The following is a 15,665-nucleotide window of genomic DNA, read 5'->3' on the forward strand; positions in this document are numbered from 1 at the left end:
GTCAGGCCCCGGCCAGGTGGTCGATGGCGCGGCGCAGGTCGGCGTCGAGGGCGGCGAGCTGGGCGTCGGTGAGCGGGCCGCGCGGCGGGCGGCAGCGGCCGCCGTGGCGACCGACGGCGTCCATGCCGCGCTTGATCGCCTGTACGAACTCCACCCGCGAGTCCCAGCGGAAGGCGGCGACGAGCGGCTCGTACAGCGCCCGCGCTTCATCGACCTTCCCGGCGCGCGCGAGGTCGAAGAGGCGTACGGAGGCGGCGGGAAAGACGTTCGGGAAGCCGGCGAACCAGCCCGTCGCCCCCATCAGCAGCGACTCCAGCACCACGTCATCGGCGCCCGCCACGATGGTCAGCCCGGGTGCCCGCTCCCGTATCTCCGTCACCCGCCGCACATCGCCCGAGAACTCCTTCACCGCCACGACGTTGTCGATCTCGGCGATCTCGTCCAGCAGCTCGGGCGTCAGGTCGACCTTCGTGTCGATCGGGTTGTTGTACGCCATGACCGGCAGCCCCACCGCCGCCACCTGCTCGAAGTGGTGCACCACCTCGCGGGCGTTGGCGCGGTACATCGTCGGCGGCAGGCACAGCACTCCGTCGGCCCCGTCCTCGGCGGCCCGCTCGGCCCAGGCGCGCGCCTGGTGCGCCCCGGCGCCGTGCACGCCGACGACCACGAGGCCGTCGTCGCCGACCGCCTCGATCGCGGTACGGGCCACCGCCCGGCGCTCGTCGTCGGTGAGCGAGGAGTACTCCCCCAGCGAGCCGTTCGGGCCGACGCCGCGGCAGCCGCTGTCGACCAGCCAGCGGCAGTGCTCCGCGTAGCGGTCGAGGTCGACGCGCAGCCCGGCAGGTGCGGCCGGGTCCTCGGCGTAGGGCAGCGCGGTGGCCACGATGACTCCGTCGAGCCGGTCCTGCTGGGTCATGCCTGCTCCTCCTGGTCGGTGGACGGTTCGAGCGGTGCGTCGGCCAGCTCCCCGAGCCGTACGGGGGCGGCGACGGGGCGGCGGGCGAAGGCCGCTCCCGGGTCGTCGAGGTGGGTGAGTTCGGCGACGTTACGGCCGCAGACGCGGCCCTGGCAGGGGCCGAGCCCGGCCCGGCTGACGAGCTTCACCGAGCGCACGCCGGTCGCGTCCCGGTCGGCGACGGCGCGGCGCAGCTCGCCGCAGGTGACCTCCTCGCAGCGGCAGACGACGGTGTCGTCGCGCAGCCAGGTGTGCCAGCCGTCCCGTACGGGATACGCCCGGTCGAGGGCCGCGGCGAAGCGCCTGCCGGACCGTACCTGGCGCAGGGCGCGGACCGGCGGATCGGGGCGGGCGCCGAGCAGCTTGGCGGCTGCCGTACCCGCGATCTCGCCCTCCGCGGCGGCGAGTTCGGCGCCGCCGATGCCGGTGAGCTCGCCGGCGGCGAAGACTCCTGGGGTGGAGGTGGCCTGCGCGATGTCGACGGCGACGAAGCCACCGACGAGCTCGCAGCCGACGCCGACCGCGAGCTCCAGCTGCGGTGTGAAGCCGAATCCGACGCAGACGGCATCGACGGGAACGCGCCGCTCGCTGCCGGGCACCACCCGCCAGCCCGCGTCGAGGCGGGCGACGGTCGCGGCCTCGACCCGCTCCGTGCCGTGTGCCTCGATGACGGTGCTGCGGCGGCGGTACGGGATGCGGGCGCGGCCGAGCAGCGCGGCGTAACGGGCGAGTTCGGCGGCCCTGCCGCGGCCGCCGGCGACGACGCCGGCGGGCGCCGCGAGCCAGCCGGTCACCGGGTCACCGGCCTCCAGGACCTCGGTGACCTCGGCGCCCACGCCGGCCAGCGACTCCGCCACCGGCAGCAGAAAAGGCCCGGTCCCGGCCAGCAGCACCCGGTCGCCGACCGCGATGCCCTGCCCCTTGGCGAGTGCCTGCGCGGCCCCCGCGGTGAAGACGCCCGGCAGCTCCCAGCCCGGGAACGGCAGCGCCCGGTCGTACGCCCCGGTGGCCAGCACCAGGGCCGGGGTATCGACGGTGCGACCGGCCCGCTCGGGGCTGTCGGCGGGTCCCGTACGGACGTGCACCCGCTGCCCGCCGGGCACGGACTCGAGCGCCCACACCTCGGACTCGGCGAGGTGCTCGACACCGACGGGCAACGTGAACCGCTCCCCGCCGGAAAGGGAGTTCTGCCGGTGGTACTGACCGCCGAGCGCCGCACCGGAGTCGACGAGCAGGACCTCCGCGCCCGCCTGCGCCGCGGCCCGCGCCGCCGCCATCCCGGCGGGACCGCCGCCGATCACGACGACCGCGCTTCCCGTCCCGGGGCTCCCGGTCGCAGGGCTCACGACGGCAGCTCCGCCCCGCGCTGGGTGCGGATGTCGTCGCCGTCCCGCACCAGCCGCCGGCAGGCCCGGACGTCGGGGACGCCATTGACCACCACGAGGCAGTCGTGGCACACGCCGATGCCGCAGAACACCCCGCGCGGCCGCCCGCCCTCCCGCGTCGTACGCCACGAGTTGCGCCCCTGCGCGAGCAGCAGCCCGGCCACCGTCCGCCCCGGCTCCGCCAGCACGGCCACGCCATCGATCCGCACCCTCATGCGGCCGCCTCCTCGTCAGCGATGCCGGGCCTGTCCACCCGGAACGGCTCCGGGTCGACGTCGCCCTTGCGCCCGGTGAACAGGTCGGCGAGCAGCCGCCCGGTGCCCGCGGCCAGCCCGATGCCCGCGCCCTCGTGCCCAGTCGCGTGCCACAGCCCGGGCAGCCGCGGATCGGCGCCGATGACCGGCAGGTGGTCGGGCGCGTACGGCCGGAAGCCGCCATAGGCGCGCATCACGGGGACCCCGGCCAGCACCGGGAACAGCGCCAGCGCCTTGCGGGCAAGCTCGCGCAGCACCCGTACCCGAATCGCCTCGTCGAACCCGGACCGCTCCCGGCTGGAGCCGATGAGCACGGTGCCAGAGCGGGTCGACTCCACGACGGCGGAGGTCTGCAGCCCGGCGCCGCCGCCCGCGACCGCGCCGACGTAGTCGCCGTCGTAGACCTTGTGCCGTACGGTCCCGGCCGGCAGCGGCCCGGTGACCAGCACCATCCCGCGCCGCGGCTGCACGGCGAGCGGCGCGCCCGCGCTCGCGGCGAAGCGGCCGGACCAGGGGCCGCAGGCGTTGACGACGGCGGCGCAGGGCAGGGTGCCGCCGTCGGTGCGGACGCCGGTGACGGCTCCTGAAGCACCGGTGGTCACGCCCAGGGCGGTGACGCCTGTGCGCACCCGCCCGCCGCGGGCCCGTACCGCGGACAGGAGGGCGGTCGCGGCGAGGACGGGCTGCAGCTGGGCGTCCTCGGGGTAGTGGACAGCGGCGGTGACGTCCTTGGTGAGGTGTGGTTCGAGGTCGCGGGCCGCGGCCGGGTCGAGGTCGTGCGCGACGACCCCGGCGCCGCGCTGGGCGGCGGCGAAGTCCCGCAGCGGCCCTGTCCCTTCGGCCGCGGTGACGACGACGAGGCCGCCCTTCGCGTCCCACTCGGCCTCGGCACGGCGCGGGCCGAGCTCCTCGCGCAGGGCGGCGAGCAGCTCCGGCCAGCGGCGCCGGGAGTCCTGGGCGAGCCGCAGCTCGGGTCCGGGGGCCTTGTCGGATACGAGGACGTTTCCCTCACCCGCGGCCGTGGTGCCGCTCGCCGGGGCGCCGCGGTCCAGGACGGTGACCCGAAGCCCGGCGGCCGTGAGCGCCTCGGCGCAGGCGGCGCCGATGACACCGGCACCGACGACCACGACGTCCGAACTCGCCTCCAACGCCCCTCCGTTCACCGCACGGAATGATGTTGAACGTATGAGGCCCCGCCGCCCGCGTCAACGGTCGCGCGCACCTACTCCCAGGTGTAGAACCCCTGCCCGCTCTTCCGCCCCAGCTCTCCCCTGGCCACCTTGTCGCGCAGCAGCTGCGGCGGGGCGAAGCGCTCGCCGAGCGTCGTCCGCAGATGCTCGGCGATCGCCAGCCGTACGTCCAGGCCGACGAGGTCGGTCAGCCGCAGCGGTCCCATGGGGTGCCGGTAGCCGAGGTGCATCGCGTCATCGATCGCCTCGGGCTCCGCGACGCCCTCCTCGACCATGCGGATGGCTTCGAGGCCGAGCGCGACGCCGAGGCGGCTGCTGGCGAAGCCCGGTGAGTCCTTGACGACGACGTCCTTCTTGCCGAGCGCGTGGGTGCAGTCCTGGGCGGTCCGTACGGTCGCGTCCGCGGTGTCGGGGGCGACGACGATCTCGACCAGCGCGGAGGCGGGGACGGGGTTGAAGAAGTGCATGCCGACGAAGCGGGCGGGGTGGCGCAGCGCGGCGGCGAGTTCGGTGACGGAGAGGGAGCTGGTGTTGGTCGCGAGGATCGTGGTCTCGCTCACCACCTCCTCCGCCCCGGCGAGCAGCCGCGCCTTCAGCTTGGCGTCCTCGGGGACGGCCTCGATGACCAGGTCGGCCGCGGCGGGCAGGCCCTGCAGGGAGTCGGCGATGTCGATGCGGGCCAGGATGTCCCCGGCCTCCTCGGCGAGCTTGCCGCGCTCGGCGGCGCGGGCGAGGCCGGTGGCGACCCGCTCGACGGCGGCCGTCGCGGCCTCCTTGTCGCTCTCCACGACGGTGACCCGCGACCCGGCGGCGGCAAAGGTCTGCACGATGCCGGCGCCCATCCGGCCGCCACCGATGACGCCGACGAGGGCGGGTGCGCTGGGTTGGCTCATGGCGGACACCCTAGCCCGCCCGGCGTGCCGGGCGGGCTAGGGTTCCTCCTGGCTACGGACGGTTGATCGTGAAGCCCGAACCGGGGTCGACCACGATGCCGTCATCGTCCTGGCAGCCGCTGATCTCCACCTTCGTCAGCGTCGCGCCACCGCGCGCACCGCCCTCCGCGTGGATGCCCGCGCTGTCGTTGTTGCACTTGTCGATGCGGACGTTGTCGATCTTCGCGTTCGGTACCTCGCCGCCTCCTGTCTTGAAGAGGATCCCGTCGTACGTCGAGTCGTGAATGTCGGTGTCCTTGATCGTGACGCCGGGTATCGCCGGCCCCTGCGGGAAGACCGTGATGGCGCCGAACTCCTGCGCCTCGCCCCAGAAGGCGCCGCCCGTGCGGTGGAGGCCATTGCCCGAGATCACGGTCTGGCCGGAGAACGGGATCGGGTCGTGGTCGGTCGCCAGCATGATGCCGGGGTAGGTCATCGTGTCGTAGATCAGGTTGTCCTCGACCGTGTTGCCGTAGCCGCCGTAGATCGCGATGCCGTTGGCCCGCCACGGCAGCTGGATGGTGTTGTTGCGGAAGTGGTTGTCGTGGCCGACGTCCACCGACGTGTCCTTGACATACTTGCTGGCCCAGACGGCTAGCGCGTCGTCGCCCGTGTTGCGGAAGGACGAGTTGGCGACCGTCGAGTTGCGGGTGCCGTTGGTGAAGTTGATGCCGTCCGCGTACGTATTGCGGATGCGCATGCCGCTGAACTCGAGGCGGTCGCCCGGGTTCCACAGCTCGGGGACGTTCGAGTAGTCGCGGCCGACCCAGGCGCCGACGTTGGCGTGCTCGATCCAGACATTTTTGATCTTCGTGTCCTTGCCGAACCGGCCATTCAGCCCCACACCGCCCTCGTCACCGCCGTCGCCACCGCGGATCCGCCCCGAGCCGAAGATGGCGATGTCGGAGATCTGGGTGTTGTCGTCGATGTCGAAGCCGAAGTTGCCCTCATGCGGATGGTTGATGCCGCCCGCGTCCTGCGGCTCGGTGAGGGTGTAGAGCTGGGAGTGCCACATGCCGGCGCCCTTGATGGTGGCGTTGCGGATGCCGACCTGGTTGTACGGGTTGGCCGGGTGCTTCGGGTCGCGGGTCAGGATCTTCTGCTCCTGCCGCCACTGGCCCGCGGGGATCCACACGCAGCCGATGTCGCCGTTCTGGTCGGCGGTCACCGCGCGCTGGATGGCGTCGGTGTCGTCGATGCCGTCGTTCGGCACCGCGCCGTACTCGGTGATTGACGTGCAGCCGGAAGGCTTCGGCGCGGCGTCCGCGACCTGCTCCAGGTCGATGAGGTCGAGGACGTAGAAGGCGGCGTTGTCACCGGAGTCCCGCTGCAGCCGGAATTTGGTGCCGGCCGGATAGGACTTGTCCAGCAGCGCGTGTGACTCGTCGAAGAGCCGGCGGGCGTCGCCGCCGGGCCGGTTGGTGAGCCCCTCCGGGTCGTCGGTCGACCCGTACAGCCAGCTGTGCTTGGACGACAGGTCCAGCTTCCTGACCAGGTTGCCGTTCGCGTAGAGGCTGATGGTCGCGTCCTGCCCGCCACCTCCCGGGGCGTCGGGGATCGAGTTCCGTACGACGATCGAGTTGGCGGAGGCCTTGGAGGTGAACTCCACGTACTCGCCCGTCGCATTCAGCCGCACCGAAGCGCGGCCGGAGGACTCGCTGTCGAAGTTGGTGTGCCCGAAGCGGCGCTTCTCGTCGGCCTTGAGGAGGGTGCCCTTGTACGTGCCGTCCTCCGCCTCGTACTCGGTGTACGGCAGCGCGGCGCCGCGGCCGATGACGATGGCGCGGGAGAAGGCGTTGTTGGTCTCGTCCGTCTCCTTGAGGGTGTTCGTGGCGTCCGCGGTCGCGGTGAGGGTGGCGCCGCCGCTGCCGGCGGTCCAGGCGCCGGCGATGTCGACGGAGACCGTGCCGCCTGCGGGGACAGAGGGGGCCGTGCCGTTCAGGGTCGTGCCATTGACCGTGAGCCGGGTGATGGTCCCGGCCTCGGCCTGGCTGGTGCCGTTGTTGCGTACGGACACCTTGAAGCTCACCTGCGCGCCCGTGGCCGGGTGTTCGGGGTTGGTGGTGATGGCCGTGGGCTCCAGGTCGGGGCCCGGGGAGCGGTCCACGACGAGCTTGGCGGGGGCGGTGTAGCTGTTGTTGGTGTCGTCGGACTCGTCGATGGTGTCGTTCGGGTCGACGGCGGCCGAGACCGTATAGCTGCCGGCCGGGCGCTTGCCGAGGGCGATCTCCACCTGAGCGGAGGCGCCGGCGTCGAGGGCGGGGACGGCGGCGCTGCCGGCGACCGTGCCGCCGAGGCCGACCTCCATGGCGGTGGCGGCGGAGGCGGCGTTGCCGGTGTTGCGGACGGTGGCGTTGGCCGTGATGGAGTCGTCCGCGGAGGGCTTCTCCGGCGTCCAGTCCAGCGCGGTCACGGTCAGGTCGGGGGCCGGTGCAGCGCTACCGATGACCTGGAGCTCGGCGACCTGGCCGCCGGGGGCGCCGGAATTGGCGTAGAACTGCAGCCGCACGTCCTCGTACTGGCCGCTGACCGGCACGGACACCGTGTTCTCGTTCCCTGACGGGCTGAAGGCGTACGACTGCCGCGCCTTGAGGCTGGTGAAGTCGGTGGCGCCGGCCTTGCGGCCGAGGACCGCGAACTCCTGGGTGCGCGCCGACCACACCGGGTCGGGGTTGAGCTTGACCTTGACGCCCTCGAGCTCGGCGGCCGCGCCCAGCTTCACGGTGAGGGTGGACGACTGGCCCGCCGCCTCCCAGTACGTCTTCACGTCGTCGTCGTTGGCGCCCGCCGCCATGTAGTTCTGGGTGTGGGAGGACGCCTCGATCGGCTTGCCGCGCGCCAGGTTCGTACCCTCCAGGGGCGGGTCCTCCGGGTCGCCGCCGGTGCCGTGCACCTCCAGCTCGGAGAGCTGGGCGGCGTTCCAGCCGGTGTTCTTGGTGATGTTCACCCGTACGTAACGGACCTTCGCGGCCGTGAAGCCGACGGCGACGCTGCCCGCCCGGTCCGGGCGGAACTCGTGGGCCGCGGAGGCGGCGAGGGTGCTGAACGCGTCGCCGTCCGTGCTGCCCTGGATGCTCAGCGTCTGGGTGCGCGCCTCCCAGGTGGTGGGCAGCTTCAGCACGACCTCGTCGACGGTGGCGGCGCTGCCCAGATCGACCTGCACCCAGCGCGGGAACTCACCGGCGGGGCCTTCCCAGTACGACGCCTGGCTGCCGTCGGTGACGTTCGCCGCCGGATAACCGGGGTGCGCTCCGGCGGCGTCGGCCGGCTTGCCCAGCGCCAGGTTCGGTCCCGCGGCGGCGGCCTGCGCGACGCCGGGCGTGAGCCCGGTCGCCGCCAGGCCCGCCAGCAGTGTGCCGACGAGTCCGGATCTTATGCGTTGTTTCCATCTCATACGTGACCCTCCGCTCACCTCTTGCACGAATCTGCCTGGATATTTCTGGGAGATGACCGTCGTGTCAACAGACCGACCCCTTCCGAACCCTTCTCGCAATCTATTTTTTGCAATGAATGCTCAGTATCTTGCGCTGATATGAGGCCGATGGTTGAGTGACTGCGCTCGACTCCCCCACGAGAAGGGACTGACATGCGCACGACACATCGCCCCCGACGCCGGCGCTCCCGGGTCTGGCGGCCCACCCTGGCGGCGACGCTCGGGGCGGGCATGCTGCTGACCGGAATGCAGGTGATGTCGGCCCAGGGCGCGGAGGATTCGGGCGCCCTGAAGCTGCGGATCACCGACGGCAAGCAAGGCGCGGTCACCGCGGACATAGGCGCGACCCGCCGCCTGGACCGCGCCGAGGTGCACCTCCCGGGCACGGCGCAGCACGTCCGCCTCGAAGGCTCCACCAACGGCCGGGACTTCAGCGAGCTCTCCGGGCAGCAGTCCCGCAAGGGCAAGGTCACCTTCAAGCTCGACGGCGCCGCGGTGCGCTATCTGCGCGTCAACGGCGCCGAGAAGGTGGGCGAGTTCGCGGCGTACGCGGCGAAGTCCGGCGACGCCACGCCGCCCCGGGCCCCGGGCGGAACCTCTCTCGACGGCAAGACGCTCAGCTGGGACGCCGCCGACGGCGCGGCCGCGTACGACGTCTACGCCGACGGCGACCTGCAGGCCAGCCTGCCCGCGAAGACCCGCACCTGGAAGGACACCAGGGCCGCCGGCGCGGACGCCGACAAGGTCAGCTATTCCGTACGGGCCCGCGACAAGGCCGGCAACCAGTCCCCGGACAGCAAGGCGGTCTCCCGTACCGTCAAGGCGGGCGACGCGGGCTCCGGCAAGGCCGCCTTCACCCCACAGAAGAGCGGCGCGGCGCTGGCGAAATCGTCCGCGAAGAGCACCGGCACCAAGGCAGCCGAGCGCGGTGCCACCATGCCGTACACCACCATGGAGGCCGAGTCCGGCGACCCGGGCGGCGGCGCGGAGGTCGTCGGCCCGAACCGCAAGATCGGCGACCTGGCGGGCGAGGCATCGGGCCGCCAGGCGGTGACGCTCAATGAGACCGGCCAGTACGTGGAGTTCACCACCCCGGTCGACACCAACACCCTGGTCACCCGCTTCTCAATCCCGGACGGCGACAACGCCACCCTCAATGTCTACGTGGACGGTGAGAAGACCAAGGCCCTCGACCTGACCTCCAAGTACGCCTGGCTGTACGGCCCCGAGGCGGGACCGGGCAACGACCCCGGCGCCGGCGATCCCCGGCACATCTACGACGAGGCGCACGTCGACCTGGGCAAGACGGTCCCGGCGGGCGCGAAGATCCGGCTGCAGAAGGACGGCGACAACTCGTCCAAGTACGCCATCGACTTCGTCGACTTCGAGAAGGCGGCGGCCAAGGACAACCCGGACCCGGCCAAGTACGTGGAGCCGGCCGGGACCAGCCACCAGGACGTCCAGAACGCCCTGGACAAGGCCCGCATGGAGGCAGGCGCCGAGGGCGTCTACCTGCCGCCGGGCGACTACGAGACCTCCAGCAAGTTCCAGGTCTTCGGCAAGCCGGTCAAGGTGATCGGCGCGGGCCCGTGGTTCACCCGCTTCCACGCGCCGTCGGGGCAGACCAACACGGACATCGGCTTCCGCGCCGACCAGGCCGCGAACGGCTCGACATTCTCCGGCTTCGCCTACTTCGGCAACTTCAACTCCCGCATCGACGGCCCCGGCAAGGTCTTCGACTTCCAGAACACCTCGGGCATCACCATCGAGAACATCTGGGTCGAGCACATGATGTGCCTCTTCTGGGGCGCCAACACCGACAAGATGACGGTCAAGGACAACCGCATCCGCAACACCTTCGCCGACGGCCTGAACATGACCAACGGCTCCTCGGACAACCTGGTCTCCAACAACGAGTCCCGCGCCACCGGCGACGACTCCTTCGCCCTCTTCTCCGCGACCGACGGCGGCGGCGGCGACCAGACCGGCAATGTCTACGAGAACCTCACCAGCAAGCTCACCTGGCGGGCGGCGGGGCTCGCGGTGTACGGCGGCAACACCAACACCTTCCGCAATATGAAGATCGCCGACACGCTGGTCTACTCGGGCATCACCATCTCGTCGCTCGACTTCGGCTACCCGATGAACGGCTTCGGCCCCGGGGAGACGAACTTCTCCGACATCTCGCTCGACCGGACGGGCGGCCACTTCTGGGGCGCGCAGACCTTCCCCGGCATCTGGATGTTCTCCGCCTCGAAGCCCTTCCGGGCGATCCGCGTGGACAACGTCGACATCAAGGACCCGACGTACAGCGGCATCATGTTCCAGACGAAGTACACGGGCGACCAGCCGGAGAACCCGGTCGAGGACACCGTCCTGACGAATGTCTCCATCTCCGGGGCGAAGAAGTCGGGTGACGACTTCGACGAGAAGTCCGGCTTCGGCATCTGGGCCAACCCGATGCCGGAACCGGGTCAGGGCCCGGCGGTCGGTGAGGCCACCTTCAAGGGGCTGACCCTGTCGGACAACGCCGTGGACATCGAGAACAAGACGGACACCTTCAAGATCAACCAGGAGTAGGAGCCGGGGGATGGACAGGGCCGGCCGCGGTTCGCGGCCGGCCCTGTCGCGCGCTCAGCCCCCGCGCGTCTCCGTCAGCCGCACCCGCACCAGCCGCTCCGGCCGCAGCCGTACCGGGCCGAGCAGTCCGGACGGCACGGCGTCGCCGTGGGCGTTGGCGCCGGTGTTGGTGACGCGCACGGAGAGCGTGTTCGCCCCGGCGCGCAGCGCCTCGGTGATGTCGAGGCGGTACGGCGCCCAGAGGCGCGCGGGCAGCTGCCGGCCGTTGAGGGTGACCTCGGCGACCTCGCGGACCTCGCCCAGGTCGAGCTGCCAGCGGCGGTCGGCGAGCGCGCCGCCGTCGAGGCTGAAGCGCTTCTCGTACGTGCCCGAGCCCGAGTGCCCGGCATCCAGCTCGGTCCAGGAGCCGAGCGGGCGGCTGACCGTACCGGCGCCGTCGCGGTCGAAGCGGAAGCTCCAGTCGCCGTCCAGCGCGACGGGGGTCAGCGGATCGTCGACGGTGCGGCTGCCGCGGTAGCCGCGCTCGCCGTCGACCGCGGTGACTTCGACGGTCTGCGGGCGCGCCACCCGTACCGTCGCGGTCGCGGTGCCGCCGTCCGCGGTGACCTGCTCCACCGGCGCATTCGCCTCGGTCGCGTGCGCGGGTGCGCGGGCCGCGTCCTTCAGCACGACGAGCAGCGTGGCCCTGGCCTCCAGGCGCAGCCGCACGGAGGTGGCGGTGTCGGTGCCGCGCCACACTCCCGCCGGGGTGGCCCGGCCGGTGTCGGGGTCCCAGAGCTCCGGGACGCCGCGGGCGGGGAACTCGGCCATGAACTCGGCCGCCTTGCCCTGCTCGTTGGTGACCAGGAAGGACCGGTCGTCGTCGTTGCGCAGCCGCAGGACCCGTACGTCCGGGGTGGCCGGAGTCAGGGTCGCCGCGGCGCCGCCGGCCCCGGCCACCGCGGAGGCCGCCTCAGCCGGGTCGTCGGCCCGGTGCGCGCGGGGGTGGGCGAAGAGCCGGTCGAGGGCCTTCGCCAGCCGGTCGCCGGCGCCCGTCGGCTCGTGCTCCGGCAGCTCCCCGACTGCCACGAGGGTGCCGCCCAGCGATACGAACTCGGTGAGAGTCTCCGCCGCCCCGAGGGACAGCACGGGCGTGCGCGGCAGGACGGCGATCGCGTACTCCTGTTGACCGACCCGCAGCCCGGTGCGGCCCGGGCGGCCGTGCTCGATCAGCGCCGGGTCGCCGTCCAGCGCGCCCTCATCGAGGAAGTCGAAGTCGACCTGGACGTCCTCCAGGGCGTGGGCCGCGGCCATGAACGCCTTGTCGAGTTCCGCCATCTCCGGGCTGTCCTGGAGGCATTCGGCGGCGCGCTGCGGCTGGACGAGCGCGGTGCGGGCGGCGGCGGTGGCCCGGGTGGCCTCCACGACGCGGCCGATCCAGCGGTTGAGCGGCGCGGACTTGTCCCACCACGGGTTCTGCTGCTGCATCGGCGGCGGATAGACAACGTTGCCGGAGTCGCTGAAGCGGGCGTGCAGCAGCACCTTGTTGATGCCGCGGACGGCGAACGCGCCGATCACCTCGCGGGCGAAGCCCGGAGCGACCTGCCAGCCGGCGCCGCCCAGCGCCTCCAGATAGGCGCGGTCGAGGCCGCGCTGGTGGGCAGCGGAGGCGGCCCAGCGCGGCAGGGTGCGGTGATAGCCCCGCTGGTAGTGGTCGAAGATGTGGTCGGTGCCCGGGATCTGCACCCACTGATGCGAGGTATTGAGGTTGCCGCTGCTCCTGAGCTGCTCCCCCGGGCCGAATTCGTCCCACAGCGGGTTGGAGATCACGTCGAGGCCGTGCCGGGCCGTCCACTCGCCGAGGTTGCGGTAATACGTGGCGGCGTAGCGGTTGGAGACGGCCCTCCAGAACGCGCCGCGCAACGCCCGGCCGTCGTCGCCGAGGTCGTCGTGCACGGCGGAGAGGATCACTCCGGGTCCGGGCTCGGGGGCCAGCTTCGCGATCTCGTCGGGGAGCGTCGGCGACCAGGGCACCCGCCCCCAGGCGGCGTCGGCGGAGGCGAGAAAAGGCTCGTCGTCCGCGAAGCCCTGCAGCACCCCGCTCGCGGACTTGCCGAAGCGGCGCACATACTCTCCCGGCACGATGTCCAGGAACAGCCGCACCGCCTCCTCATCGAGGAGATCGAGGTAGTTGCGCCACGGGCCGCTCTCGTCGGCCAGCAGCCTGGGGCTGTAGAGGTCGATCTGCCAGCTGCCTTCCGGCGCCTGCCACTCCCCCGGGCCCTGGGCGGCCTCGCTCAGGTCGATCATCTTGGCGATGGTGCCGCCGCCGGTCGCGCCCGCGGGCCGGGCCGCGGCGGCGACGGGCTTTCCGAGGTCGAGGTCGCCGGGACGCTGGAAGGTGTCGAGGCTGCCGGGATCGTCGAAGTCGGCGGCGTAGAGCTCGGCGCCGTCCTGGCCGGTGACGGTCAGGGCGGACCAGGACGAGCGCTGGGTGGCGGTGGCCCGTACGCCGATGGTGCCGGTGGCGAAGGATCCGTCCTTGACCTGCGGCAGCTCGGCGCCGTCCAGCTTCAGCCCGATCGTGTCGCCGCTCACGGACACGGCCACCTCGTGCTCGGCCTGCGGGTCGAAGCCGTCCTTGGCCTTGCCCTGCAGCAGTTGCGTGAAGGCGCCGTCCCGCTGCCGGTACACGTCGACGCCGCCGTCCGTCCGCAGGTCGGCCAGGTATCCGTTCTTCGCGTCGGCGCAGCGGAACATCAGCCCTGCCGTGGCCTTGTCGATACGGACCTTGGCGGTGACGTGGTACGTGTCCCAGCCGCCGCCCGCCTTCAGCACCCGCACGCCGTCGTAGGCCATGGCGTCCACGATCAGCCGGCCGCCGGCGACCGACAGCGCCTGGGCGTCGAGCTTGACGGTGCTGCCGCCCGCGGCCTCGATGGTGCTGCGTACGACGCACTTCGCGCGCAGGTCGGGGCGCGGCTTGTACGTCCGGCCGCCGACGGTGCCGCCGCCCACGACGAAGCCGCCGGCCCGGCCGCTGGGGAAGAAGTCGTCGTTGAACAGCCAGATCGCCATGGCGTGCCGCTCGGCCTCGCTCAGGGCGTACCCGATGATGTCGAACCACTCCTCGCTGAAGAACGCGGGCTTCAGCGCGCCGGTGTCGAAGGGGAAGAGGAGCACCTCGGTGATGCCTTTGGCGCGCAGATCGGCGAGGCCCTCGGCGACGAGTTCGCGGGTGACGGTGCCGTTCCAGAACCACAGGACCATCGGCATGCTGCCGGTGCCGGGGCGGGCGAACCGGTCCGCGGAATACCCACCGGAGCTGCCGACGGCCGTGGCGGGGAGCGGGAGCTGAAGGAAGCCGGTCGCGGCGGCGAGTTGAAGGATCCGCCTGCGGGAGATCGTGCGGTCGCGCATGGAGTTCTCCATCCGTGCCGTCGCTAGTAAAAGGTTTCAATCGGATGGGCACGGAAGCTAGTTGCCAATACGTGGAGGGTCAATGACTCTGACACGGCAAAGAAATTGAACGATTCATCTCGATCTCTCCGGCATCCCGTAGCGTGGAGCCCATGGAGCCGTCAGCCGTTCAGGAGATCCGCACGCGCATCCCGGCGGATCGGGTGCTCACCGATCCGGACAGCGTCGAGGCCTACGCCCGCGATCAGGCGGCGTGGGCGGCGTACGGACGGCCGGCGGCCGTGGTGCGGGCCGCGTCGGCGGAGGACGTCGCGCATGTCGTACGGGCCTGCGTCCGGCATCGCACGCCGGTCGTGGCGCGTGGGGCCGGGACCGGGTTGTCCGGTGGCGCCAATGCCGCTGACGGGCAGGTGGTGGTGGCGCTCGACCGCATGGACCGGATCGTCGAGATCAACCCGCTGGAGCGGCTCGCCGTCGTCCAGCCCGGCGTGGTCAATGACGATCTGCGCGCGGCGGCCGCCGAGCACGGGCTCTGGTATCCGCCCGACCCCGCCAGCTCCCCGTGGTCGACCATCGGCGGCAATGTGGCCACCAACGCCGGCGGGGTCTGCTGCGTGAAATACGGCGTCACGCGCGATTACGTCCTCGGTCTCGAGATGGTCAACGGCCTCGGCGAGATCGTGCGGCTCGGCCGCCGGACCGCGAAGGGCGTCGCGGGGCTGGATCTCGCCGGGCTCGTCGTCGGCTCGGAGGGCACCCTCGGCATCGTCACCGAGGTGACGGTCCGGCTGCGGCCGCAGCCGCCCGCCGCCATCACCGTCGCCGGCCACTTCGGCTCGATCGTGGACGCCGGATCCGCCGTACGGGCCGTCGCCGCCGCCGGGCTGACGCCCTCAGCGCTGGAACTGGTCGACCGGCACTGCCTGCGCGCCGTGGACGACTGGAAGAACATGGGCCTGTCGGTGGACGCGGAGGTCGTCCTCCTGGGCCGTATCGACGAGCCTGGCGAGACGGGCGACGCCCAGGCGGAGCGCATGGTCGAGTGCTTCCGCGGGGCGGGCGCCTCGTGGGCCGAGCGGTCCACCGACGCGTACGAGGCCGACGCGCTCTTCGCCGCCCGGCGCCTCGCCTATCCGGCGCTGGAGCGGCTGGGACCGGTGCTGACCGAGGACGTCTGCGTGCCGAAGACGCATGTGCCCGAGATGCTCAGCCGGATCGAGAAGACGGCCGAGCGGCACGGCATCCTCATCGCCAGCGTCGCCCACGCCGGGGACGGCAATCTGCACCCGCTGCTCATCACCCAGCCGGGAGACGAGGCCGCGAAGGCCGCCGCGCAGGCGGCCTTCGCGGACATCATCGCCGACGCCATCGCGCTCGGCGGCACGGTCACCGGCGAGCACGGCGTCGGGCTGCTGAAGCGCCATGGCCTTGCCGCGGAGCTCACCCCCGAGGTCATGGCCATGCAGCGGGCCGTCAAGCAGGCCCTGGATCCGCACGGGATCATGAACCCGGGGAAGATGCTGTCGTGAGCCCTAAG

At 72.1% G+C, this 15,665-nt stretch carries 9 protein-coding genes; 2 read left to right on the top strand and 7 right to left on the bottom strand.

Annotated elements, in window-relative coordinates; genetic code table 11:
* Window position 1 precedes the first annotated feature (1 nt).
* The 6 genes from ACNNMR_RS04225 to ACNNMR_RS04250 form a co-directional block, all read right to left on the bottom strand.
* A complete protein-coding gene (locus ACNNMR_RS04225) occupies window positions 2–916 on the bottom strand; it encodes a dihydrodipicolinate synthase family protein (RefSeq protein ID WP_419993139.1) in 915 nt (304 codons plus the stop codon).
* Complete coding sequence (locus ACNNMR_RS04230) at window positions 913–2,301, bottom strand: NAD(P)/FAD-dependent oxidoreductase (RefSeq protein ID WP_419993140.1); 1,389 nt, start codon at window positions 2,299–2,301, stop codon at window positions 913–915. The genes ACNNMR_RS04225 and ACNNMR_RS04230 overlap by 4 nt, the downstream gene beginning before the upstream one ends.
* Window positions 2,298–2,555, bottom strand: a complete 258-nt coding sequence (locus ACNNMR_RS04235; RefSeq protein ID WP_419993141.1) for a (2Fe-2S)-binding protein — start codon at window positions 2,553–2,555, stop codon at window positions 2,298–2,300. The genes ACNNMR_RS04230 and ACNNMR_RS04235 overlap by 4 nt, the downstream gene beginning before the upstream one ends.
* Window positions 2,552–3,742 (bottom strand): NAD(P)/FAD-dependent oxidoreductase, encoded by a 1,191-nt coding sequence (locus ACNNMR_RS04240; protein ID WP_419993142.1) that lies wholly within the window; start codon window positions 3,740–3,742, stop codon window positions 2,552–2,554. Before ACNNMR_RS04240 ends, ACNNMR_RS04235 begins: the two co-directional genes overlap by 4 nt.
* 74 nt (window positions 3,743–3,816) lie before the next feature.
* Entirely contained in the window at window positions 3,817–4,677 is an 861-nt protein-coding gene (locus ACNNMR_RS04245; protein WP_419993143.1) for a 3-hydroxyacyl-CoA dehydrogenase family protein, read from the bottom strand.
* Window positions 4,678–4,729: 52 nt separating this feature from the next.
* Complete coding sequence (locus ACNNMR_RS04250) at window positions 4,730–8,110, bottom strand: CARDB domain-containing protein (protein ID WP_419993144.1); 3,381 nt, start codon at window positions 8,108–8,110, stop codon at window positions 4,730–4,732.
* Between the two features lie 192 nt (window positions 8,111–8,302).
* On the opposite strand from ACNNMR_RS04250, the gene ACNNMR_RS04255 reads away from it, so the two are divergent.
* The gene (locus ACNNMR_RS04255; RefSeq protein WP_419993145.1) at window positions 8,303–10,729 is read left to right on the top strand and encodes a glycosyl hydrolase; all 2,427 of its coding nucleotides are present in this window, start codon (window positions 8,303–8,305) and stop codon (window positions 10,727–10,729) included.
* Between the two features lie 54 nt (window positions 10,730–10,783).
* On the opposite strand, the gene ACNNMR_RS04260 is transcribed toward ACNNMR_RS04255, so the two are convergent.
* Complete coding sequence (locus ACNNMR_RS04260) at window positions 10,784–14,128, bottom strand: glycosylhydrolase-like jelly roll fold domain-containing protein (RefSeq protein WP_419993146.1); 3,345 nt, start codon at window positions 14,126–14,128, stop codon at window positions 10,784–10,786.
* 152 nt (window positions 14,129–14,280) lie between these two features.
* On the opposite strand from ACNNMR_RS04260, the gene ACNNMR_RS04265 reads away from it, so the two are divergent.
* The gene (locus tag ACNNMR_RS04265; protein ID WP_419993147.1) at window positions 14,281–15,657 is read left to right on the top strand and encodes an FAD-binding oxidoreductase; all 1,377 of its coding nucleotides are present in this window, start codon (window positions 14,281–14,283) and stop codon (window positions 15,655–15,657) included.
* Window positions 15,658–15,665 lie beyond the last annotated feature (8 nt).

It is taken from the genome of Streptomyces boninensis (assembly GCF_048572725.1).
Lineage (GTDB): Bacteria > Actinomycetota > Actinomycetes > Streptomycetales > Streptomycetaceae > Streptomyces > Streptomyces boninensis.

Excerpts from the sequence above, each read along its gene's own strand:
- ACNNMR_RS04255 (WP_419993145.1), top strand. The coding sequence starts at position 8,303 with ATGCGCACGACACATCGCCCCCGACGCCGGCGCTCCCGGGTCTGGCGG.
- ACNNMR_RS04245 (WP_419993143.1), bottom strand. The coding sequence starts at position 4,677 with ATGAGCCAACCCAGCGCACCCGCCCTCGTCGGCGTCATCGGTGGCGGC.
- ACNNMR_RS04225 (WP_419993139.1), bottom strand. The coding sequence starts at position 916 with ATGACCCAGCAGGACCGGCTCGACGGAGTCATCGTGGCCACCGCGCTG.
- ACNNMR_RS04235 (WP_419993141.1), bottom strand. The coding sequence starts at position 2,555 with ATGAGGGTGCGGATCGATGGCGTGGCCGTGCTGGCGGAGCCGGGGCGG.
- ACNNMR_RS04265 (WP_419993147.1), top strand. The coding sequence starts at position 14,281 with ATGGAGCCGTCAGCCGTTCAGGAGATCCGCACGCGCATCCCGGCGGAT.
- ACNNMR_RS04250 (WP_419993144.1), bottom strand. The coding sequence starts at position 8,110 with ATGAGATGGAAACAACGCATAAGATCCGGACTCGTCGGCACACTGCTG.
- ACNNMR_RS04260 (WP_419993146.1), bottom strand. The coding sequence starts at position 14,128 with ATGCGCGACCGCACGATCTCCCGCAGGCGGATCCTTCAACTCGCCGCC.